Source organism: Streptomyces sp. 142MFCol3.1 (assembly GCF_000424945.1).
GTDB classification, from domain to species: Bacteria; Actinomycetota; Actinomycetes; order Streptomycetales; family Streptomycetaceae; genus Streptomyces; species Streptomyces siamensis.
Genome location: NZ_AUKV01000012.1, coordinates 1 through 22,121 on the forward strand (window position 1 = coordinate 1; position 22,121 = coordinate 22,121).

At 70.6% G+C, this 22,121-nt stretch carries 12 protein-coding genes and 1 pseudogene; 6 read left to right on the forward strand and 7 right to left on the reverse strand.

All coding sequences use genetic code 11. From position 1 onward, the window contains the following. Positions 1–299: 299 nt before the first annotated feature. On the reverse strand, positions 300–1,751 hold the full coding sequence (locus H305_RS0118755) for an MFS transporter (RefSeq protein ID WP_028801732.1): 1,452 nt from the start codon (positions 1,749–1,751) through the stop codon (positions 300–302). A 354-nt stretch (positions 1,752–2,105) separates the two neighbouring features. On the opposite strand from H305_RS0118755, the gene H305_RS0118760 reads away from it, so the two are divergent. Then, positions 2,106–2,684, forward strand: a complete 579-nt coding sequence (locus H305_RS0118760; protein ID WP_028801733.1) for a TetR/AcrR family transcriptional regulator — start codon at positions 2,106–2,108, stop codon at positions 2,682–2,684. A 3-nt stretch (positions 2,685–2,687) separates the two neighbouring features. On the opposite strand, the gene H305_RS0118765 is transcribed toward H305_RS0118760, so the two are convergent. Further along, on the reverse strand, positions 2,688–3,530 hold the full coding sequence (locus H305_RS0118765; RefSeq protein ID WP_028801734.1) for a DUF429 domain-containing protein: 843 nt from the start codon (positions 3,528–3,530) through the stop codon (positions 2,688–2,690). Between the two features lie 228 nt (positions 3,531–3,758). Here H305_RS0118765 and H305_RS0118770 point away from each other — a divergent pair, with 228 nt between their 5' ends. Further along, positions 3,759–4,961: a carbohydrate-binding protein gene (locus H305_RS0118770; protein ID WP_051370727.1), complete on the forward strand. Its 1,203-nt coding sequence runs from the start codon at positions 3,759–3,761 to the stop codon at positions 4,959–4,961. 204 nt (positions 4,962–5,165) lie between these two features. On the opposite strand, the pseudogene H305_RS0118775 reads toward H305_RS0118770, so the two are convergent. Then, a pseudogene (locus H305_RS0118775) lies at positions 5,166–5,588 on the reverse strand (aldehyde dehydrogenase family protein); the annotation flags it as partial. Between the two features lie 243 nt (positions 5,589–5,831). On the opposite strand from H305_RS0118775, the gene H305_RS0118785 reads away from it, so the two are divergent. The 4 genes from H305_RS0118785 (at position 5,832) to H305_RS0118800 (ending at position 11,987) form a co-directional block, all read left to right on the forward strand. Then, on the forward strand, positions 5,832–7,043 hold the full coding sequence (locus H305_RS0118785) for a L,D-transpeptidase (RefSeq protein ID WP_107440059.1): 1,212 nt from the start codon (positions 5,832–5,834) through the stop codon (positions 7,041–7,043). A 484-nt stretch (positions 7,044–7,527) separates the two neighbouring features. Further along, positions 7,528–8,730 (forward strand): cytochrome P450 family protein, encoded by a 1,203-nt coding sequence (locus H305_RS0118790; protein WP_028801738.1) that lies wholly within the window; start codon positions 7,528–7,530, stop codon positions 8,728–8,730. A 624-nt stretch (positions 8,731–9,354) separates the two neighbouring features. Continuing rightward, positions 9,355–10,926 carry a PP2C family protein-serine/threonine phosphatase gene (locus tag H305_RS46395; protein ID WP_051370729.1) on the forward strand — a complete coding sequence of 524 codons (1,572 nt, stop codon included), beginning with the start codon at positions 9,355–9,357 and terminating at the stop codon, positions 10,924–10,926. Next, positions 10,923–11,987 (forward strand): cobalamin B12-binding domain-containing protein, encoded by a 1,065-nt coding sequence (locus H305_RS0118800; protein WP_028801739.1) that lies wholly within the window; start codon positions 10,923–10,925, stop codon positions 11,985–11,987. Before H305_RS46395 ends, H305_RS0118800 begins: the two co-directional genes overlap by 4 nt. 853 nt (positions 11,988–12,840) lie before the next feature. Here H305_RS0118800 and H305_RS0118810 read toward each other — a convergent pair. From H305_RS0118810 to H305_RS0118825, 4 genes are all read right to left on the reverse strand, one after another. Further along, on the reverse strand, positions 12,841–15,711 hold the full coding sequence (locus H305_RS0118810; RefSeq protein WP_028801741.1) for a pPIWI_RE module domain-containing protein: 2,871 nt from the start codon (positions 15,709–15,711) through the stop codon (positions 12,841–12,843). Positions 15,712–15,795: 84 nt separating this feature from the next. Further along, entirely contained in the window at positions 15,796–19,230 is a 3,435-nt protein-coding gene (locus H305_RS0118815) for a hypothetical protein (protein WP_028801742.1), read from the reverse strand. Continuing rightward, positions 19,223–20,398, reverse strand: coding sequence for an HU-CCDC81 and SPOR domain-containing protein (locus H305_RS0118820; RefSeq protein ID WP_028801743.1), 1,176 nt, complete (start codon positions 20,396–20,398; stop codon positions 19,223–19,225). Before H305_RS0118820 ends, H305_RS0118815 begins: the two co-directional genes overlap by 8 nt. Beyond that, positions 20,395–22,035, reverse strand: a complete 1,641-nt coding sequence (locus tag H305_RS0118825) for a PD-(D/E)XK nuclease family protein (RefSeq protein WP_028801744.1) — start codon at positions 22,033–22,035, stop codon at positions 20,395–20,397. The genes H305_RS0118820 and H305_RS0118825 overlap by 4 nt, the downstream gene beginning before the upstream one ends. Positions 22,036–22,121: the final 86 nt, after the last annotated feature.

Genomic DNA, 22,121 nt, shown 5'->3' on the forward strand with positions numbered 1-22,121 from the left:
CAAGGACCCGCTGGACGTGGCGAAGGAGTGGCTGACCTCGGCCGGCCTGTCCTGACGACCGCCGGGCCTGCGACCGCCGGGCCTGCGACCGGCGGGCCTGCGACCGGCGGGCCTGCGACCGCCGGGCCTGCGACCGCCGGGCCTGCGACCGCCGGGCCTGCGACCGCCGGGCCTGCGACCGCCGGGCCTGCGACCGCCGGGCCTGCGACCGGAGCGTACTTCCGCTCCGGCCGCAGGCCCGTTCACCGGTTTGGCGCGCCGAGCCGGGACTCCGGCTCGGCGCGGCGGCCGGTGCCCTTTCAGCTCCGCACGCCGACCGGGGCGGTCTCCGCCTCGGCGCCCGACGTGTCGCCGAAGGCGCGGGACGCGCCGGCGAGACGGCGGGCACGCTGCGCGGGGACGAGGAGCGCGGCCAGCGCCGCGGCCAGGCACAGCAGCGCGAGCAGGCCGAACCCGTGGGTGTATCCGGCCTCGTAGGGCAGCCCGGACGGCTGGAGGCGGCTGGTCACCAGCACGCCGGTCAGCGCGGCACCGATGGATCCGCCGATGGTCCGGATGTTGGCGTTCATCCCGGTCGCGGCACCGGTCTGCTCGGGCGGGACGCTGCCGACGATCAGGTTGGCCATCGAGGCGAAGGCCAGTCCGATCCCGAGGCCGAAGACGCCCGCCGCGAAGGCCACATGCCACTGCTTGTCGTGTTCGAGGGTCAGGAGGCCGCAGGCCACGGCGCCGAGCGCGGCACCGGCGATGAGCAGCTTCTTCGCCCCCAGGACGGGTTCCAGACGGCCGCTCAGGACGCCCGAGCAGAACATCGCGATCAGCATCGGCAGCATGAGCAGTCCGGCACCGGTGACGCTCGTACCGAAGCCGTACCCGGCGGTGCCGGGCGTCTGCACGAAGCCGGGCAGGAAGGACCAGATCGCGTATATGCCCGCACCGAAGAGCAGTGCGGCGGCGTTCGTGGTCCACACCGCGGGCAGCCGCATGATGCGCAGGTCGATCAGCGGGCTCTGCGAACGGGCCTCGGCGAACAGCCACAGCGCGAACAGCAGTACGGCGGCCGCGAACAGTCCGATCACCCGGGCGGAGCCCCAGCCCCAGTGGGTCGCCTGGCTCAGCGGCAGCAGCAGGGCCACCAGCCAGCCGGACAGCAGGACGGCGCCCAGCCAGTTGACGCGGCCCTCCGCACGGCGCGGCGACTCGGGCACGTAGCGCAGGGCGATCAGCGCGGTGAGGGCGACGACGGCGACGGGCAGCCAGAACAGCCAGCGGTAGTCGAGCGCGGTCACGATGGGACCGGCCGCGACGATGCCCACACCGCCTCCCGCGGCGATGACCGCCGACAGGTTGCTGATGCTGCCGCTCACCTGCGCCGGGGCGAATTCGTCACGGATGATGCCGAAGGACAGCGGGAACAGCGCGCCGCCGACGCCCTGGATCACGCGGGCGATGATGAGCACGCCGATCGTCGGCGCGAGCGCGGCCAGCAGACAGCCGGCGAGAACGGCGACGAGGACGGCCACGAGGGTGCGTTTCTTGCCGACGAGGTCGCCGACCCGGCCGAGGATCGGTGTGAAGACCGAGGCGGACAGCAGGTAGGCGGTCATCACCCAGGTCACGGTGGACTGCGAGGTGTGCATCGCGTGCTGGACGGTCGGCAGTGCCGGCGCGATCAGCGACTGCAGCATGGCGAACACGCCCGCACCGGTCGCGAGGACCGTGAAGGTGAGGCGAGTGGATTTTCCGGGCATGAAGAGCCTCTCCGAACAAGCGAACAGGTGCGGCCGAGGTCGTCGGGCCGCGAACGTGGGGACGGGGCGCACCGCGGGGCGGCGCGAGGCACGCCGACGAGCACACGGAGCGGTCCCCTGAAGGACGTGGAGTGTGGGGTGGTGCGGGCGGCGGGACGACTCGGTCGTCGCGGGGTCCGCGCCGGTGGCCGACGTCTCGACACCGGGCCGCGGTACGGGATGCTGTCGCTCCGGCGCGGTGTGCGGCCGCACACCGCCGAGGCGAACGCACCCCGCACTGCTAAAGTGGAGGTACACCTCCACTGTACCGGAGGCACACCTCCGCTTCAACCTGGTCCCTTCAGGGAGGCACCCGTGACGGCACAGCCGTTCCCCGTCAGCGATCTCGTCGCGTCCCGGCGCCCGCACCGCAAGGACGCCGCGCGCAACTACGACGCGCTGCTCGCTGCCGCGCGCCAGGCGTTCGCGGAGAACGGCGCGGAGGCGTCACTGGAGGACATCGCCCGTCGCGCGGGCGTCGGTATCGGCACGCTGTACCGGAACTTCCCCACCCGCCGCCATCTGTTCGAGAGCGTGTACGCGGACGAGGTGAACGACCTGTGCCGGGTGGCCCAGGAGGTCGCCGGGCAGGAACCGTGGGAGGCGCTGGCCTCGTGGCTGCGCCGCTTCGTGGACTACACGGTCACCAAGCGGGCCATCCGTGAGGCGCTCAACGACGAGTCGGAGATCTTCCTGGCCTGCCGCGAGTCCATGTACCAGGCGGGCGGGCCGCTCTTCACTCGCGCGCAGGATGCCGGCGCGGCGCGCACGGACATCGGCTTCGACGACCTGCTCCGCATGGTGGCGGGCATCACCGCCACCAACTTCCTGGACGACGGTCAGCGCGACCGCGTGCTGGCGGTCGCCCTGGACGGGGTCCGCACGACGCGCTGACGCTCACCGGACCTTGTCCGACGACACCCTGCGCTGTTCCGGCCGGGCGGGCGCGATGATCGTGGCGGCCGTCCCCGGCGCGGCCGGGCTGTCGTCACCGAGCACCTGGCAGCGCGCCCGCCCGTGGCGCACCCACAGTGCCGCCGTCCAGGCGCACACCAGCGCATCGACCAGGTCCTCACGGTGCTTGTACGCGGCCGACGCCAGGGGCGAGGGCTCGTCCGCCAGCCGGCGGGACACCGGGTGGGAGGAGATCCGCAGCGGCGGATCGGCCGCCGCCAGACCCGCCAGGCGCCCGATCAGCCGGTCGCACTCGGCGGCGCGCACCGCCCGCCACTCGGCCGCGGGCACCCCCGCGGGCCTGCGTTTGTACGTGGGGCGCTGCTCGGTGTATCCCCACTCGGCCGCCCCGACGAGGGTCGTGTACGGATAGCACTCGGACATGGCCCGCCCGGCGCGCGGCGGCCCGCACCGTCCGTCGTCGTAGACCCAGCCGGCCGCTCGCAGCCGTTCTCGCAGCACCACTCCGGCGAGGCGGGGCGAGGCCAGATTCGTGCTGTTCGCGCTCACCTTCCAGCGGCCGTACCGGCGCCCCACCTCACGCTCGCACGGGCGCTGCCCCGACGGGTTGTCCACGACCAGGGGCGCGTCGACGAACGCCAGCGCCGGGCCGCCCGCGGCCGCCTCGCCGAGCCAGGCCACCGTCTCGTCGATCCCCCGGGTCCATCCGCAGTCGAGCACCTCGCCCGAGGCGTCGACGACCGCGACGCCCGTCTCGTTGGGCCTGGACCGGGGGCCGCCCTCGGACCAGGCGAGGTCGATGCCGATGTACCGCTCGATGGCCATGGACGCTGTCCTACCAGAGGCGCGACCACGTCCGGAGCGGGAGGGCGGTGGGTCGACGGTCCGCGCACGAGGCGGAACCAGTCGGCGAGCTCACCCCCGCCCCCGGAAGTCCGAGTAAAGAGATTGCATGGTCTAGTCCAAAGTGGCGTTTGGTCTAGTCCAACTCATTGACGTGATCGCGACAGCGCCCGGAAGCTGGGGCCCTTCCCCCACTCCCCTGGAGGCACAGTGAGACGTCTTCGCGCATGCCTGGGCGCCGCGGCAGCGGTGAGCCTGGCCGCCGTCGGCACGACCGCGCTCGTCGCGGGCAACGCCTCGGGCGCGACCACCGCGCTCAGCAACCGCTGGTACGCCGCCGCCCCGTATCTGATGCCACTGGACAACGACCCGCCGGACGCGGGCGCCATCATGGACGCGACCGGCCTCAAGGCGTTCCAGCTGGCGTTCATCCTGGCCCCCGACGGCGGCGGCTGTTCGCCGACTTGGGGCGGCACCGCGGCGGTCTCCTCGGACACCGCCGTGCAGTCGGTCGTCAACACCATCCGTGCGAAGGGCGGCGACGTCTCCGTGTCCATCGGCGGATACGGCGGCACCAAGCTCGGTCAGGCATGTTCGGACCCGGCGTCGACCGCGGCGGCGTACCAGCAGGTCATCACCAAGTACGGCCTGCACGCCATCGACTTCGACCTGGAGGAGCCGGAGTACGAGAACACGGCGGCCATCCGGAACGAGATCGGCGCGGCCAAGATCCTCCAGCAGAACAACCCGGGCCTGTACGTCTCCGTCACCACGGCGGGGACGGCGGACGGCACCGGCTGGTTCGGCAAGCAGATGCTGCTGGAGGCGAAGTCCCAGGGGTTCACGCCGAACAACTTCTCCATCATGCCGTTCGACGGCGGCTTCAACGGCGCCGCCTCCCAGACCAGCGCGCTCACCAACTTCAACGCGATCCTCCAGTCCACCTTCGGCTGGGACCAGGCCACCGCCTACGCCCACGAGGGCTTCTCCGGCATGAACGGCCGCAGTGACACCGGCGAGTACTTCTCGCAGGCAGACTTCCAGACGGTGCTGGACTACGCCACCAGTCACGACATGGACCGCTTCACCTTCTGGTCCCTCAACCGCGACCGTCAGTGCACCCCCGCCGACAACGGCGGCCGCACATCGGGCACATGCTCCAGCGTGGCGCAGAACGCGTGGGACTTCGCCAAGTACTCGGTGAAGTTCGCGGGCGTCACCCCGCCCACCGGCACTCCCACGCCGACCCCTCCGAACACCGCGTGCAAGACGGCCTGGAGCTCGACGGCGGTCTACACGGCCGGCAACGAGGTCTCGTACGACAAGCACAACTGGAAGGCCAAGTGGTGGACCCAGAACGAGGCGCCGGGGGCCTCGGAATGGGGACCCTGGCAGGACGAGGGCGCCTGCTGACGGCGGTCGCAGCCGTCGGACCCGTGCGGGGCGGATCCCTGCGAGGTGGAGCCGTCCGAGGCGGAGCCTGCGACGCGGAGCCCGTCCGGCACGCGGCCGTCCGGCGTGGGGCCGGGCACCCTTCCTCCGGGTGTCCGGACCCGTGCCGTGCCATGCGATGCCCGGCTCAGCGCGTCACGACGCGTCACGGCGCATCACGGTGCGTCATCGCGACGTCATCACATGCTTGATGCGCGTGCAGTCCTCGAAGCCGTACGCCGACAGGTCCTTGCCGTAACCGGACTTCTTGAAGCCGCCGTGCGGCATCTCGGCGACCAGGATCATGTGGGTGTTGATCCACACGCAGCCGAAGTCGAGGCGCTTCGACATGCGCATCGCGCGGGCGTGGTCCTTGGTCCACACGGAGGAGGCGAGGGCGTAGTCGACGCCGTTCGCCCACTCGACGCCGCCGGTCCTGGCGTCGGCGGCGGCCTTCGCGAGCGCGGCGACGAACTCGTCGTGGACGGACTCGCGCACCAGCACTCGGGCCGCTGCCGTGCAGCCCTGGCCAGCGTCGCCGAGGCCCGCGGCTCCCAGGTCGAGATCGTGCGGAACATCGACCGGGCGCTCCACCTGAACCGGACACCGCCATCGTGACCGACTCCGGGCGGCGAGAGCGGATCGACTACGCGCCATCCGTCAGTCGATCAGAGCCTCGGCGACGCGCTCGACAGTGCGTGGCATTCACCACAGATTGCTCATTTAGGTATCAATAAACCCATATAAAGAGTTCTATTGCTAGCTGCACCCCCTCGGCATCCAGCTACAGGGATTCGATGACCAGTGACGCGGGAGAATCGTTTGATCACGGCATGTAAAGGGCGCGCCCGGATGGTGGCTGCGGTCGGCGTACTCGGCGGCGTGCTCTCACTCACGGCCCTCGGCGGTACCAGCAACGCCGCTACCAGCGGTGACGGCGCCGGGATTCACCCGAAACCGCAGGCGTCGGCGGATCGGGCGGCCGCCCAGGAGGCTTCCGACGCCCGCATAAAGATCACGCCCAGGCAAGGTGCCTACGACGTCGGGGTCGATGACTCCGTCAAGGTCACCGTCAGCAAGGGCACGCTCACCAAGGTGACCATGACCGCCATCGCGACCGGTGACGAGGTTCCGGGCGCCCTGTCCGCCGACGGCACGTCCTGGAAACCGAACGGCCGCCTGGAGCCGGCCACCCGGTATCAGGTCGCCGCGGAGGCCGAGGACGCCAAGGGCCGCTCCGTCACCTCGAACGCCACGATCACCACGGTCTCCCCGGCGAACAACTTCATCGGGCACCTCTCCCCCGAGGCCGGCTCGACCGTCGGCGTGGGCATGCCGGTGACGGTCAACTTCGACCAGGCGATCGGCTACAAGACCGCCGTGGAGTCGAGGATCCAGGTCAGCTCCAGCAGCGGCCAGCAGGTCGTCGGCCACTGGTTCAACGACTACCGCCTGGACTTCCGCCCCGAGACCTACTGGAAGCCCGGCTCCACCGTCACCGTCACGCTCGACCTCGACGGCATCCAGAAGACGGTCACGTTCAACATCGGCCGGAGCCAGATCAGTACGGTCGACGCCAAGACGAAGCAGATGACCGTCGTACGGAACGGGAAGACGATCAGGACCATCCCGATCTCGTCCGGCAGCGCCGAGCACCCGACTTACAACGGTCAGATGGTCATCTCCGAGAAGTTCCGGCACATCCGCATGAACGGCGCGACCGTCGGGCTCACGAAGAAGGACGGCAAGCCCTCCTACGACATCGAGGCCGTACCGCACGCCATGCGCCTGACCGACTCGGGCACCTTCATCCACGGCAACTACTGGGCTGCCGACGCCATCTTCGGCAAGGTCAACACCAGCCACGGCTGCGTGGGCCTGAAGGACGTCAAGGGCGGCGGCGACGGCAAGCGGCCCGCCGCGTGGTTCTTCGACCACTCGATGATCGGTGACGTCGTGATCGTCAAGAACTCCGAGGACAAGACCACGTTGGCCCCCGACAACGGCCTCAGCGACTGGAACATGCCGTGGGACGAGTGGGTCGCGGGCAGCGCGACCGGCTGACGCCACGTCGCCCCCCGAACATCTGAACCTGAATCACTTCCGCCAGGCGGCGGGCGACACCGTGTCGCCCGCCGCCTGCGGCGTCCGGACACTCGAGCAGCCCTCGCCGCGTGTGGGACCGCGGTTGCGTCACGCAATACGGGCTTGTACGCAGCACGGTAAACGGCGGGCCATCGCTGTCCTGGTGGAGTCCGGGGAGGTCTTCACAGTGCCCCAGCGCGGCACCTACGTGGCGGAAAACCCCAGTTCAGAGGACGGCTCCGGGTACAAGTTCCACCCGGCCGGCCAGGAACTCTCCACGTTGCGAGGGGGTTGGGGCCTCCCTCCCCTGCCACCGTGGTCTTCACGCTCATCGCGGTCGCCGTGCTCGTCTCCGTCGTCCGCGTCGTGCCGATCGCTCCCCGCCCGGTGCGGCTGGATGCGTCCTTCGCCGAAGCGTCGCCCACTGCTAGCTTCGGAGCGAAGCGGGAGACGGGGGTAGGGGATGACGGCAGCCGAGGTGATCGATCTGGTGACGATGGGCGAGGACTTCGTCCGCGATCCGTATCCGGTTTACGCGGCGTTGCGCGAGCGCGGCCCCGTACACAAGGTGCGGATCCCGGAGGGTGCGGAGGCCTGGCTTGTCGTCGGGTACGAGGCCGGCCGGGCAGCGCTCGTGGATCCGCGGTTGTCCAAGCAGTGGAAGAACGCCTCGCCCTCCTTTCCGATCCCCAGTCCATCTGCCGGCCCCCACATGCTCAACTCCGACCCACCGGACCATGAGCGGCTGCGCAAGCTGGTCGTCCGCGAGTTCACTCCGCGCCGGATCGAGCAACTCGCGCCGCGCGTGCGGCAGATCACCGACGAGTTGCTCGACGCCATGACGGCGCTTCCCGAGGGGCGGGCCGATCTGGTCGAGGCACTCTCGTTCCCACTGCCCATCTCGGTGATCTGCGAACTGCTCGGCGTCCCGATGCTGGACCGGGCCGCCTTCCGCGCCTGGACCGGCACGATCCTCACCGACCCGGACCCGAGGGCACGGCTGACGGCGACGGATGAGGTGTCCACGTATCTCTCCGAGTTGGTGAAGCGCAAGCGCCTGGCCCCGGGTCAGGACCTGATGAGCGCCCTGATCCGGACCACCGACGAGGACGGCGACCGGCTCTCCGCGGACGAACTGCGCGGTACCGCCTGGCTGCTGTTGGTCGCGGGGCATGAGACCACGGTCAATCTGATCACCAACGGCGTGTTGGCCCTGCTGACCCACCCCGACCAAGCCGCCGCACTTCGCGAGGACATGACGCTCATCGACAACGCGGTGGAGGAGATGCTGCGCTACGAGGGGCCGGTGGAGACACCGACGTTCAGGTTCACCACCGACCCGGTCGAGATCGGCACTACGGTCGTCCCTGGCGGTGGTGAGCTGGTCCTCGTGGCTCTGGCGGACGCAAACCACGACCCGGCACGCTTCCCCGACCCGGGCCGCTTCGACATCCGGCGGCCCGCCAACGGTCACGTCGCCTTCGGCCACGGCATCCACTACTGCCTCGGCGCACCGCTCGCCCGCATGGAGGCCCGGATCGCGATCCGTGCCCTACTGGAGCGCTGCCCCGACCTCGCCCTCGACGCCCACCCGGCCGCCCTGACCTGGCGCCACGGCATGCTCATCCGCGGCCCGCGTCAGCTGCCGGTCCGATGGACGTTCTGACTTTGCACCTGCTTCGCGGGAACTGGACGCGGCCGATGAGAAGGCCACTTGGCAGAAAGACCTGACGGAGTCCTACCAGACTCCTATGCCCATGGAGACGGGGGAAGTCGGACCGCGGTCGCAGGCCGTGGCGCGACCGGCTGGTCAGGCATCGTGCGCCGCGGCCCTGCCGGCCGGAACAGCGGGGCCGACGGCCCGCGCACGGCGTTCGCCCTGGAGCCGGGGCGTGGCCACCGCAGTGTTCGGCGTGCTCGCCCCGCCCCGCATCCCCGACGGCGCCGTCTGATCCAAGGGGCGCGGGCTCTCACCGGAGGCGTCCAGTCCTGCCCGCGTACCGCGCTCCCACGGCCCGGGTGCGGTCGGCCGCGCGGTCCTGCAGGCGGTGCCCTGGCAAGGACTGGGCTGTATCGTTAGAAATCGGACGTAAAGAATTCCTCGGGTGCCGGATTGTGAAGCGGCGGTGCGTATGTCTCCTGTGCCGGCCGGCGAGGCAGCCGGCGGCGTTCCGCGTCGGGCCGGGACCCGTCCTCTCGAGGCACGGGGCCGGTGACGGGCACGCGAGCCCGAAGCCCGGCGGCGCACGGCGGTGCCGGGGAGTCGCGGAACCGTCCCGGGGGGAAGTTGTTGGATGCCCTGCTCGACCTCGTCGACCAGGCGGTCGTGGTCTGCGACGCCTCCGGCGTGGTGCGCTGGTGCAACGGCCTGACCGGCGTCTACTTCCCGGGCCTGCGGCCGGGGATGGCGCCGAACCCTGTGGCGGCCGGCCCCCTGGGGCAGGCGGTCGTCGCCTCCGCGGCGCGCTTCGATGCCGACTTCCTCGGTCGGCGGCTGACCGGGCGCAGAAACACAGTGGAGGACTGCGCGGTGTGGCTCGTCAGTGACGAGACAGGGGCACGCCGGCGCGAGGCCGAACTGCGCGCCGAGCGGTCCCGGGCGGCGTTCCTCAGCAAGGCGGGCCGACGGCTCGGTGCCTCCCTGCACCACGGCCGCACTGCCCGGAGCGTGGTGGAACTCGCCGTGCCGGCCTTGGCGGACGCCGCGGTGCTCGTACTGCCGCCGCGTAGAGGCCACGCGGACTGGTACCGCTGCGCCGCGCCGGGCGCGGCGGCGGAGTCGGGCGTCTTGCCGGTGTCCTCCATCGAGCATGTGCCGCAACTGGTGCAGGCGCTGTCGGGCCTGTGGCCGCGGCCCGCCCCCTGCCGGCCGGGCGAGCTCGGTGCGCTCGGCGGGGCGGCGCCGCCGGATCCGGGCACGGGAGGGGAGTCGCTCGTGATGGCACTGCCGGGTAGCGGAGCCCCGGCGGGGGTGCTGGTTCTCGTCCGATCGGCGGGATCTGAGGGCTTGGACACCGCGGACACCGCCGTGGTGCGCGATTTCGCGTTCCGGGCCGGTATGGCGCTGTCGACCGCCGCCCTCTACGCCCAGCAGGCCCACACTGCGGCCGTACTCCAGTCGGGCCTCGATCCGGCGCCGCTGCCCGAGGTGCCGGGGGTGCGGCTGGGCGCCGTCTACCGCCCCGCCCCGGAGGCACTGGGCTTCGGCGGCGACTTCTACCAGGTGGAACCTGCGCGGGAGGGCGGCGGGGGCGTGGACTTCGCCCTGGGAGACGTCTGCGGCAAGGGCGTCGAGGCGGCCGTGCTCACCGGCCACGTCCGCCAGAGCCTCCGGACCCTGGCCCTCGTCGAGTCCCGGCCGCTCCGTGTGCTCGACGTGCTCAACCAGGCGCTGCTCGAGGCGGACTCGGGCCGGTTTGCCAGCTTGGTCATCGGTACCGCACGCCTGGGCTCCGGAGGCACCCTGGACGTCGCGCTCGCCGGCGGCGGGCACCTGCCGCCGCTGGTGCTGCGCCGTGGTGGCACCGTGGAGGCTGTGGACGTGGGCGGGATGCTGGTCGGGGCCCTGCCAGGCGCGGAATTCGGCCAGGCCGGAGTCCGACTGGCGCGCGACGAGCTGATCTTGCTGTACAGCGACGGGATCACCGAGGCACGAGGCGGCCCCAACGGCGTCGAGGAATATGGGGCGGAGCGGCTGGCGCACGACCTGGCGGGCTGCGCGGGGATGCCCGCCGGCGCGGTCGCCGAGCGTATCGAACTGCGCATCGCCGACTGGCTGGCCGGACATGCCCACGACGACATCGCGGTGCTGGCGCTGCAGGCCTCGCCCGGTTCGTCCGGCGCCGTCGGAGCCCTGCGGTGACCGGCGCGTCCGCCGTGGCGCCGGGGGCCCGCGCCGCCTTCGACGCCCATCTCACCCACGCTGACGAGACCGGGGCCACCGCGCTCGCCCTGGGCCTGCTGCGGTCCGGGACCGCGGCGGAGGATGTTCTGCTCCGTCTGATCGCCCCGGCACAGGCCGCTGTCGGCGCCCGGTGGGTGTCCACGGAGTGGAGCGTGGCCCAGGAGCACGCCGCGACCCACGTGAGCGAGCGCGTGGTGAGCGCCGTGGCCGCCGCGGCCTGGGCACCGCGGCCTCGGGACTCCGCGCCTGCCCGCCGTGTCCTGTTCGCGTGCGTCGAGGGGGAGCGCCACACCCTGCCCGCGAGGATCGCCGCCGAGGTGTTGCGGCTGCGCGGCTTCGACCTGACGTTCCTGGGCGCCCACGTCCTCGTCCCGCGCCTGGTGTCCCACGTGCACCGACACGGGCCCGACCTGGTGGCCCTGTCGTGCATGATCCCGGTGCGCTTGCCTGCCTCGCACCGCCTCGTCGAGTGCTGCCGGCGCGCCGGGGTGCCGGTGCTCGCGGGCGGCTCGGGCTTCGGGCCCGGAGGCGTCTGGGCCCGCACGCTCGGAGCTGACCTGTACGCGCCCGAACCGGCCACCGCCGCTGAGATGCTCGCCGTGCGGTGGCCGGAGGCGCCACGGGAAGCGGCGCCCCTGGAGCACCTCGCCGACGAAGAGTACTCCCGGATCGTCCGGCAGCGAGCCGAGTTGCTGCGGCGGCTGCTCGCCCGACTGCGCGAGGGGTACCCGTGGCTGCGCGACCCCGGCGCGGAGCACGCTGAGGCAGTTCTGGAGGAGTTCGGCCGTCTCCCGGACTTTGTAGCCGCGGCAAACTACGTCGACGATCCGCAGGTCCTCACCGACTATCTCTCCTTCGGCGTGCAGTTCCTCCCCGCCCGCGGCGTGCCCACCGCCGCTCTGGGCGCGGCCCTGGCGGCGCTGTCCGAGCCGCTCGGCGGCCTTCCACGGGCGGCCGCACACCTGGACGCCGGGCGGCGCTGGCTGGCGGCCGCGGGCCACGCCGTCCCGCCGGCCTGACGGCGGGGGCGGGACGATGTGCACCCGGGCGGCGCCGGCCTCCGCGTAGGTGCGCGCGTCGGTCTGCAGCCGCTGTGCGTAGGCGGTGTAGTCGTCCCCGTAGGAGTCGGTCGACTCGGGCCAGCGGCTGCGTACCGCGGCGAAGTCCTCGCGTGCCCAGCGCAGCACGATCCCGTCGAAGGCCGCTGTGTCCTCGGGCAGCTCCACCGGCCTCCCCGGCGGCAGCCCACTCGGTGTCCGGTCCAACTCTTCACCGAATTCCTGTAGTTCGGCGTGAGCAAGCCCAAGCCCGCCAGGCGGTCAAGGAACGCGAGCGGCGCCTCGCCCGCTACCAGCCGCCCTCGACACCGGAGCCGACCCAGCCCATCGTCACCCAATGGGTCAACGACGCCCAACGCGACAAGGACGCGGCACAGAAGAAGCTCGACGCCCTCCCCACCGTCACCCAGAAGAAGGAGAACCACCCCTCGCCCCCGACAAGATCCGCGAGAGGACTGAGAGTGTCGGCGACATCGCACAACGCATCCAGACCGTCGACGCCGCGAAGAAGGAGCCTCTCTACGATGCCCTGGGCATCGGCATCACGTACGACAATGCAACGAGGACCGCGACCGTAAGGTCGAGGCCCTCGCTTGTGTATCGCTATAGAAAGTAGAAAGTGGGACGTTCACGAGTTCCCTTGACCAGGCACAACAGGACTAATTGCTGTTGAGGTTCCCGCGGGCCGCAAGATCACTCCCCGAGAGCATGCGTATGCATTTATTGAACCCGCACCTACGCCCCTGAGGTAGTGGGGGCCTTACCCGCTGAGGAGACGAGGGGTGAGACTCCCTCGGCTCCTCAGCGGGAAGCCTCATTCGTCCTCATCCCCGTCATCGAGGTCGAAGTCGAAGGCCAGCTGGCCCGACAGAGCGTCGTCCGGCGCGGCCGCAGCCTGGGGCTCCGTCGGGTCCAAAGCCTCCTCGATCTCGTGAGGCAGAGCGTAATCGTCCGCGAGTCGCGCAAGGTGGAGGATCAAGGGCAGAGCCAACCCCTCGCGACCAGCACGGTAGTCCTCGCTGAAACGCTGCTGGTGGACGAATGCGGCCCATGCCTCCGCATCGTCATCGGGCTGAAGGCACGCAACGGTCAGTTCGAGGAGGTCCGGATTCCAGGCGTTCGCCGTCGGCCGGTAGGCGTTGTTGCCCGAGGCGTTGGTGTGCGGAGTGAGTTTGGCGTCGTCGTTGGTGAGATTTGGCTGCGAGCCGGACTTGCCGGTCGTGCTGTAGAAGACGCGGTCCGAGTCACCCCGCACTCCGGGCCGCCACAGCCCCATCGCGATGCCCCCACGCTGCTGGCCCTCCAACTTGGGAGAGCGTTCCTCCGCCTCGGCCCAGCACTGTGCCGTTTCGTCCCGGCTGCCATCGGCGATCCGAACGATACGAAGCTGCTTGCCGTACAGACCGATCCGCTGAACGGGACCCCCGTCGAGGCCGAGCCTGTCCCGTTCCAGCCCGTCGTTCCTCAGCCATGGCCAGCGCTTCCGGACGTCCTGGGCGTGGGTCAGAACGAGCGTCGGGGTACTGCGCAGCTGCGCGAGAGTCTTCTTGACGAAGGCCGCCATGAGGGCCGACTGCTCCGCGCTGTTCTTCTTGCCTTCGACCCTTCCCGTCAAAGACTTGAGGAGTTCGGGGTACGGCACCCATGCGTGCATGTCGGCCGACTTGCCCAGCACACATTTCGCGCCCGGTCGGATGAGCACCGCGATCGGCGTGAACTGCTGCTTGCCTGTGGGCCCGTCAAGGCGGCGTTCCACGAGGTGGAAGGCCACCTGGTTCAGGTTCGCGGGGATGAGCGTGTCACCGAGCGTGTGCTGGGGCACCAGCCGCACACCGGTCTGGCGCAGGCCGTCCGACCAGGCCGCGGCGGCACGCAGACCAGCATCGGCGAGAGCCTCCTCCGTCTCCGCATCCGGGTCTGGTGGACGGATGAACTGGGTCACCAGGCCTGCGTCCGCGCAGCCGAGGCGGATCGCGTGCTTGGGGTCGGTCCGTCGCTTGGCGTGGCGGAAGGCATCCTGCCCGTCGAGCTCCACGAAGGCCAGCCGCACCCCGGGTACGGCTTCCCGCAAGGCGGCCATGGCCCGCGCGACACCGATACGGCGCTCCTCGATGGCCTTGTCGTGCTCCTGCCCCCGGCGCGGCACGCTGTCGCCTCCCAGCGGTGCGCCGAGAGCGCCCAGGGGCCGCGCGTGCAGCCGGACGGTCAGCTCCTCCGCCTCCCACACCCAGGTATCGGGGCCTTGCGCGTGCCGGTGCCCGGCCAGCCCCAGCCCCATTTCCGCCGCTGCGATCATCTGATCGCGGATGGCATCGTTCTGGTGGAGCACGACCGCGGTGAGGTCTTCCCCTTCGAGGGCTTCGGCCAGGCGTGCCCGCAGAACCTGAGCGTTGTGGGCCGCGTTCAGCTCACGCTGGTCCAGGATGACCGCGCGCTCTTCGGGATCCTTCTCTTCCATGTTCTTGGGAATGGACGTCAGCTTCTTGAGCTGCTTCTTGGGCGGCCGCGCGTACGCACTGCGCTCGAGCTTCGGAACGGAGACGAACTCGGGAGCGATCGCCTGCTCCGCCCACTCGATCAGCCGTCGGCGTTCACTGGGCATCAGTCCGGTGCCGATCGTGTGCCTGCCCATGGCCGCCTGGTGCCCGATCGCGATCCGGATGCCGTCCCGGCCGTGGATCCAGTGGTCGGCCTCCTTCACCAGCCGGTCCGGGGACGGCAGTGCGTCGAGTGCGCTGATCCCGGCGAGCATTCCTTCTGCTCCGCCCTGACGCCAGTCCGTGGTGCCGTTCTTCCACTCCAGCATGGCGACGGCGAAACGCTGCGACCGCGGGCCATCGTGGACGAGGGAGTCGTCCGGGAGCAGGTACGCGGACACGCCCTTGCCGTACGGCATGTAGACCTTGCCGGTGACGAACCGACGTACGCCGGCGGCCACGTGGACGCGCGGGACGGGTGAGAAGGGAACGGTGCGCACGGTGATGCGGAGGGTCGCCGCGTAGTAGGCCGGCTTGCCGTCGCCGCCACCACGCCGCCCGGGTACGTACTCGATCACGTTCGACATCAGCTCGGCGCCCCCGCTTCCCTGCCCCCTGGCCCCCGTGCGGCCGGCGACCTGTCGGAACGACAGCTGCTGCCCGTGGTGTTCGTACGGTCCCTGGCGCGCGATCCTTTCGGCGAGGACGTCGGGAAGCAACCGGTACACGTGGGGCGCGGGCAGAGCGGTTCCTCCGGGCGACACCTTCTGCTCGAGGAGGTCGACCCTGCCGGGCCGCCAGCTGAGAGCCGCGGTGTCGAGGTCACGAAAGCAGTTCATCAGCAGGGCCGCGGTCTCGGGATCGCCGGCATCGCGCGGGAGGCTCCTGAGCCAGGTGGCGATGTAGAGGTTCGTCACCGCCATCGGGTACGCGTCCTGGCAGTACAGCCAGGGGTTCTCCGAACCGAACCGTGCCGTGGAGTCGACCGTGACGATGTCCGGCGCGGTGGCGCGCATCAGCTGGTTGACAGCCGCTGTGGGTACGCGGCGCCGTCGCTCGGCCTGCCCCTCTGTCATTCCGCCGTGGTAAAGGCGCAGGAGTGGTTCCTCCCAGTGGGCGGGCAGGGAGAGCGTGTGCATCGGGAAGACGAAGGGTCCCCGTGCCGGGTCGGGCAGGTACGCCGCCGGACGGTTGTACTGGTAGGCCATGGTGTCGGTTCTCCTCGGAGCAAGGCGTTAAGTCTTTGGACGCGACGCGAACACGTCGGGGGTGCAGTGTGGTGACGGATGCCGTCAGCCCATGTCCACCAGGGCGCGGTAGAGCGGTTCGTACAGCTCACGGACCAGGGACTTGTCGATCGGGGCAAGGTGCCGCTCCGCCGTGTTCCCGTCCTCGAAGAAGGGGGCGAGCACCTCACGCATGCTCGCCAGTAGGCTGGTGTCTGGGGTGTCCGTGTCCTGGAATCCGGCTTCTCTGGGAGAGAAAGCCGCGTCGACGAAGACCACCCGGGCCGGCACGCCGCCGCGCACCAGACGACCGATGACCTGCCACATGACGACGAGCTGGTCCCAGGTGAACGCCGTCTTCTCCTCGTCCCGCAGGCTGGACCAGGCCAGCCGTCGGGTGAGGAAGCGGTTCCACTGACGGCGTGCGCGGCTGCGGAACGCCACAGCCGCCTGGTCGGGGGTGGCGGCGGCGAGCGCGTTCTGCCGGAAGGATCCGTCAGCATCCCGGAGTTGGCGTACGGCCCAGTCGTTGATGGACTGGATGGCGAGCGCGATGTCGTCGGGCCGAGGGTGTGGGCGTGCCAGGAAGTAGACCGTGCCGATGGCCGCCTTGCCATCGCGCAGGACGATGTTGTGTCCCCGCTCCACAGCGAGCAGCGGCGCGACGAGAATGTCGCCGCCGACCGAAGGGAAAGCCTTCACGTCACCGCGGGGCAGCGTCCGTGCGGCGGCGTCCTCCGGCAGCCGGGTCCAGGCGGTGTCGGAGTCCGCGTCGTCGGACACCAGTCGGGTGACGCGGCCGTTCCACTCGGGGATCTGGTTGAGGTACTCGGCGGCCCGACGTGCCTCGTCGTAGCTGCCGACGAGCAACAGGATGCGGCGGCGGTCCGGATCGTCGATCTCCTTCAGCTCGGCGTCCAGCATGCTCTCGGCGTCGGGCAGACTCCGGTCGGGCACCGCGAGCTGGTGCAGCATGTGCAGAAGGGCCTGGGGCCGTTCTTCGGGGTCGCAGCCGGACAGGCGCAGCGGCTTGGGCCGGTCGTTTCCGGGCCAGTACAAGAACTCCTTGCGGAACTCGCTGCCCAGGACGGCTTCGACTTCCTCGTCGTGAGGACGCAGAACGGCACCGACGTCGGCGTGCACGTGGTACCTGCTCGACGTGCCCGCCCAGCTCGTTGCGGACATGAGCAGGACGTGCGGGCCCGGGCGGCCGTCCACGGCGCACAGGTCACCGAGCCGCATGAGCAGTTCGCGGCCCACGCCGTTGCAGTGGAAGAAGCGGAGTTCACCGCTGCGGTCACCATCGCGCTCACGGTCGTCGTGGCGGAACTGGAAGCCGAGCACGTTACCCATGGGCGACTCGGGGATGACCGCCTCGTAGTCCTTGGGGGGCCTGCGGGAGAGCACGTTCGAGGCGCTCTCGAGATTGAGGGCGGCCTCGACGCGCGGCCACAGCGTGGTCATGAAGTCGAGACGGCTGTGCAGAGCGGAAAGGAGCAGGGTGAACTCGAAGCGCCGGGCCTGGAGGTCGGCGTCCGCGAGCACCGTGCTGTCGTCTCCGACGATGTCGGTGAGGGTGTCGCGCAGCCTCTCACGCGTCCGTGCTCCCTGGGGCGCGTGCAGGAGTTCCAGGGCGAGGTGGACGAAGGTGTTCACCAAGGGTGTCACTTCATCGTCGTCTCCCGTGCTCTGCTGCTCGTGCAGCGGGTCGTCGCGGAACCGGCCGAGCGCACCGTCCAGCGTCCGGGCCGCCGCAGGCGGGCGTTCGCCCTCCTTCCGCCCCGGGAACCAGCTGTCCAGCAGCAGGTTGTGGAGGGTGAAGGCACTGAAGTAGTCGACGCTGATCCATCGCCTGAGCTTGTCGTCCTTGACGAGCAGGGCGAAGAGGCGGTCGGTGGCGGCGCTGACCGTGTTGACGGCGTTGGTCCAGTCGTCGACGTCACGGGCGGACAGCTGGAGCCGGCCATCCCGGGCCATCTGCTGGAACTTGTGGACGGCGACCTCGTCGAACCAGGAGTTCGGGGCCTTGCCCACCAGAGTGCTGGCCGGCGCGAAGGCCGTGTCGAGCTGCATCTGCACCCGGTCGGCCTCGTCGACGATGATCAGGTCGCTGAGTCGGCACGCGAGTTCGAGGTACCGGAGCTGTTCCTGGTGCTGGTGCAGTGGGACGGAGCTGTGCACGAGACCGGCCGGGGTGGCGACCCACACCTGTGCGTCGACCAGATCACGAGCCCCGCGGTGGCGCGGACAGCGGTTCCACAACGGGCACAGTCTCCGCTGCGGCTTCGGGCCTTGTGCGTCACGCTGCGTGCTGTACTCCTCGTCGAGGAGGGGATCGCCGTCCGTGGCCTCCTGCTCAGGGACGGTGTACAGCGTGATGCACGGTGCTTCACGGACGCCGAGCGGGCGGCGGGCTTCCAGGCCGCGCAGCACGTCGACGGGGCAGGCGCTGCTGAGGTAGGCGAAGCCCGCGTGGTCGTGCCCGAGCATGGTGGCGGCGCCGGCCGTGGCAGTGCGGCGGTGCAGCCGGTTGATGTTGCGCTCCCTGGTGGAGTGCCCGAGGATCGGCGCCGCCCGCACACCGAGCCGGTCGAACTGCTCCACCACGGCGAGCGTCTCGGCCACATCGCCGACGACGATGGTGACCCGGCGGGGTGTCCGGGTCACGAGGTGGTAGGTCAGGATGTCCCGGAGGGTGGACTTGCCGGCTCCCACCATCCCCACGAGGTGCAGCAGCCGGTCGATCCTCAGCCGTCCCTGTTCTGTGAAGCGGCCGAGTTCCGCGTCGCGCACGAGCAGTTTCACCCGCCGGAGCCGCCCGGCCCAGCCGTTGCGCGGCCCCTGTGCCGTCGCCTCGACGGCGTCCATCTCGTCGGCGGCCTTCTCGAGCTCTTCCCAGGTGACGTCGACGGGCTCTCCACGCCCGGCCGGTGGTGCGTCAAGCGCGTGGGCGCGCGGCAGGGTGTCCGTCAGCAGTTCCTCGTCGAACACCACGGAGTGGGTACGGTCCTGCACCCGGAAGGTGTGCTCTCCCTCCTCGGCGAACGGAATGGACCGCGTCGCGAAGCGCGGAGCGGTGCTGAGCAGTTCTTCGAAGATCTCGAAACGGCGTGCGGCGCGCGACGGCTCGCGACGGCGTGGTACGGAGCCGGGTCCGTCGATGTCGTATCCGCGCAGGTGCTGGGGGACCTTCAGGTAGTCGATCAGCGCCTCCGACCAGGCGTGCCGTCGCCGCATGTCCCACAGATAGTGGCGGGCGCGCAGAACACGAAGCCGCTGTTCGTCGCTGCGAACGTCTCCGAACACCTCGCTGTACGGGTAACCGCCCAACAGCGGCCAGACGTCGGCGGCCGTGCGGGTGGGCGTCACGTCCTGCAAGAGATACAGGCCCAGTTCGACGTCGAGAAGGTCGCCGGGGCGGAAGCTGCCGAGGTTCGCCGGCCACACCTCGGTGAGCTGCTGCGGCGAGCAGCGCCGGTGCCATCCCCTACGGTCACGCACGGCGTCCTCCTTCGGTACGCGGGTCCCCCGCCTTGTCACGCGGGGTGGAGATCTCATCGGCGACCAGCCGCAGGAAGGCCTGGTCGTCCAGCAGGGTGACCCGATCGGCCAGGTCCTCCGGCAGGTTTCGGCGGAACTGCCGCCCATACGCCTCGTTGTCGCGGAAGCGGTAGCGGGGCACGACGAGGAACGCCCGGTCGTACGGCGGCTCGTTCCTGAACGGCGTGAGGGAGCGCGCCAGGAGAACGGGGTTCACCCGGTCCTTGACGTCCACCGCCCAGTGCCGTCGCTCAGACAGGGAGACGCGCAGGTCGTACGCGTCGTAGTTGGGCCACATCTCGGCGGTGATTCCGAACTTCTTCTCCAGGGCGGCTTGTAGATCGGTCTCCGCGAGCCCGGGGCTGGTGATGAACATCCGCAGGGGGCGGCTGAGCTGGAAGACCCCGCCTTTGTCGGCACGAAGCGGCGTGCCTTCGTCCGATGTGCCGTCGCGGCGGCACCGGTCCAGTTCGCAGCGGTGGCTGCCGTGCAGCAGCGGCACCATGAGGCAGCGGCAGCGAGCGCACTGCCGGTACGTGCCGCGCCTCAGATAGGAGGCGGGCACAGGCTCGTAGCAGCGCTTGATCACGTCGTGCAGCAGCATTCCGCAGTCGGGATCGCCGCCGAGCAGTGCCAGCTCGGCGCCGGTCAGCACGGGCCTGGAGGTGAGCAGGGCCCGGAACGCGGTGTAGGCCTGCGGGGCCTTGGCCGCACGGCACACGGCGAGTGCTTCCCGGATGCGTTCGTTCTCGAAGAGCTCGGCCGCCGGGTCGGCCGCGCTCACCTCCCACTCCAGACACAGCTGGTGCGGCAGCCGGGTCTCCGGATCGACGAGCAGGGCCGCTCCGGGAAAGTTGTCGGGCGGCAGCTCCAACGGCCACTCGATCAGCGGCCGTTCACCAGCCCAGCGGACCATCTGCGGCACGCTGCCCGGCGGTTCCTCGCCCCGGCGCAGGCAGTGCAGGACGAGGCGGTTGTACGCGTTCTGCACCTTCGCCGGGTAGACCGGGTTGGGTACGGTCCGCTGCCGGGACAGGCACGCCAGGGCGCTGGCGATCTGTCGGAGCAACCCCTCGTCCGTGCCGACGGCGTCCTCGGACCGTGCCTCCCTCATGTCGGTCGTGGTCACGACTCCCCCTCTCCCGCGACGGCGCCGTCGGGCGCGGCGCTCGGACACCACCGGGAGACCGGGCAGGACCGGCAATGCGGTCCGGGGCGGGCGTCCCATGTCTCGTCCTCCCGCCACGGGCCGGCGTACCGCCGCAGCACCGACAGCGCCTTCCGCTGTCGGCCGGGGTCCGTCGGGTCGATCACGTGGGGATCGGAACCGTCCGGCCGGAGGATCTCCACCTCGACGCGCGAGCCGTCCGGATCGCCGCCCAGCGCACCCTGAGCCAGGAGCGCGACCGCCAAGGCGAGTTGGGGGTAGGTGTCGAGAAGGTCCTCGTGGTGGCGGCGCCGCTTCCGTGTCGTCTTGAGCTCCCGCCACACCCACGAGCCGTCCTCCTGGTAGAGCAGGTCGGGTTTGGCGATGACGACGGCCTGCGCCGCGGTGTCGTGGACGACTCGGAGGGCTTCGGGCTCGACCCGCTGGATGAGTGCGGCGTCCTGGAAGGGACAGGCGTCGACGTGGTGGAGCAGCATGTCCCGACCGGTCGCGGCGTCCTCGTCGGAGACCCGCCAGCGTCCCTCTGTCCAGTTCTCGCCCGCCGGGGGCATGTCGCCGACCGCGCACGGCGGCTGTTCCGGGCGCCGGTGCAGCTTCTCGATCCAGCCGTGCACCGCCTGGCCGAGCCTGGCCGCGCTGCCGTATTCGTCAGACTTGGGCAGGTGCAGAGAACGGAGGAACCCCTGTGCGGGGCAGGCCGCGTGATAGCGCAGATCGCTGACCGACACCTTCCTCAGCGGTGCCACCCGCGAGGGAAGGCCGAGGACCCCCGGCCTGCGCGGCACGGCCTCGCAGCCCGTGAACTGCTTGCAGTCCACGCAGGATGAGCCGGGTGCCGGCCTGCCGCCCGCCACGACACGCGCCACGTGCGCGTGCCCGTGCTCGGCGTAGTAGGCCTCGGCTTCCTCGGCCGCCCCGTCGAACTGCACGCGCGGCCGTCCGTCGGAGAACCCGACTTCGACGACACGCACCCGCTCGGGCCGGGCTGTGGGGCCATACGGCTGGAACGCGCGCGCCCACTTCCGCGGCCAGGCCGCCTGGCGCCCGTGAACGGCCACGTACACGGCGATGGCGATCTCGCCGGGCTCGGAGTCCTTGGCCTCGCCGTGCCGCAACCGTCGGTACTCGCGCAGGCGTCCGTCGGCCGACTCGTACCTGCGCCACCAGGCGTACATCTCCCAGAACTTGCCGTTCTCCCGCTGGGCCACCCAGTACGGTCGGACCGGCCGCAGCCGCTGCTCACCATCGTCGGCGCACGCTTCTATGTACGTACGGAGGGCGTGCTCGGCATACGTCAGGTGACCGGGGTGCAGGGCGGGGGTGCGGGAGCGCAGCCCTGCAAGGGCCTGGTCGGGTGTCTCACCGTGGAATTCGACCCGGTCCACGGCGTCCATCACAGGCCCGAGGGTGAACGTCTCGAGCTCCGGCTTCGGAAGACGGAGACGCCGGGCCGGCCAGAGACCGGGCCGGGCCTTGGCAGCGGCGTGCGAGGGGCAGGTGTGCTCCTCGCTCCCGCCCGTACCGGGCCCCACGCGAACGAGGTCGTCATTCCCGGTCAGCCAGTGCGGCTTGTGCCATGCCGTCGTGTCGTGACTCATTGCCTCCCCCTTGTCTCGGAACAGACGGCACCCTTTGGACCAGCCGGGTGCGCCGCCGCACTCGACCGTAGCAGTTAATCTTGGAA

Bases quoted from the DNA above. Each gene is read 5' to 3' on its own strand.
- H305_RS0118810 (WP_028801741.1), bottom strand. From the start codon at position 15,711: ATGGCCTACCAGTACAACCGTCCGGCGGCGTACCTGCCCGACCCGGCA.
- H305_RS0118785 (WP_107440059.1), top strand. From the start codon at position 5,832: ATGGTGGCTGCGGTCGGCGTACTCGGCGGCGTGCTCTCACTCACGGCC.
- H305_RS0118825 (WP_028801744.1), bottom strand. From the start codon at position 22,035: ATGAGTCACGACACGACGGCATGGCACAAGCCGCACTGGCTGACCGGG.
- H305_RS0118755 (WP_028801732.1), bottom strand. From the start codon at position 1,751: ATGCCCGGAAAATCCACTCGCCTCACCTTCACGGTCCTCGCGACCGGT.
- H305_RS0118765 (WP_028801734.1), bottom strand. From the start codon at position 3,530: ATGGCCATCGAGCGGTACATCGGCATCGACCTCGCCTGGTCCGAGGGC.
- H305_RS0118790 (WP_028801738.1), top strand. From the start codon at position 7,528: ATGACGGCAGCCGAGGTGATCGATCTGGTGACGATGGGCGAGGACTTC.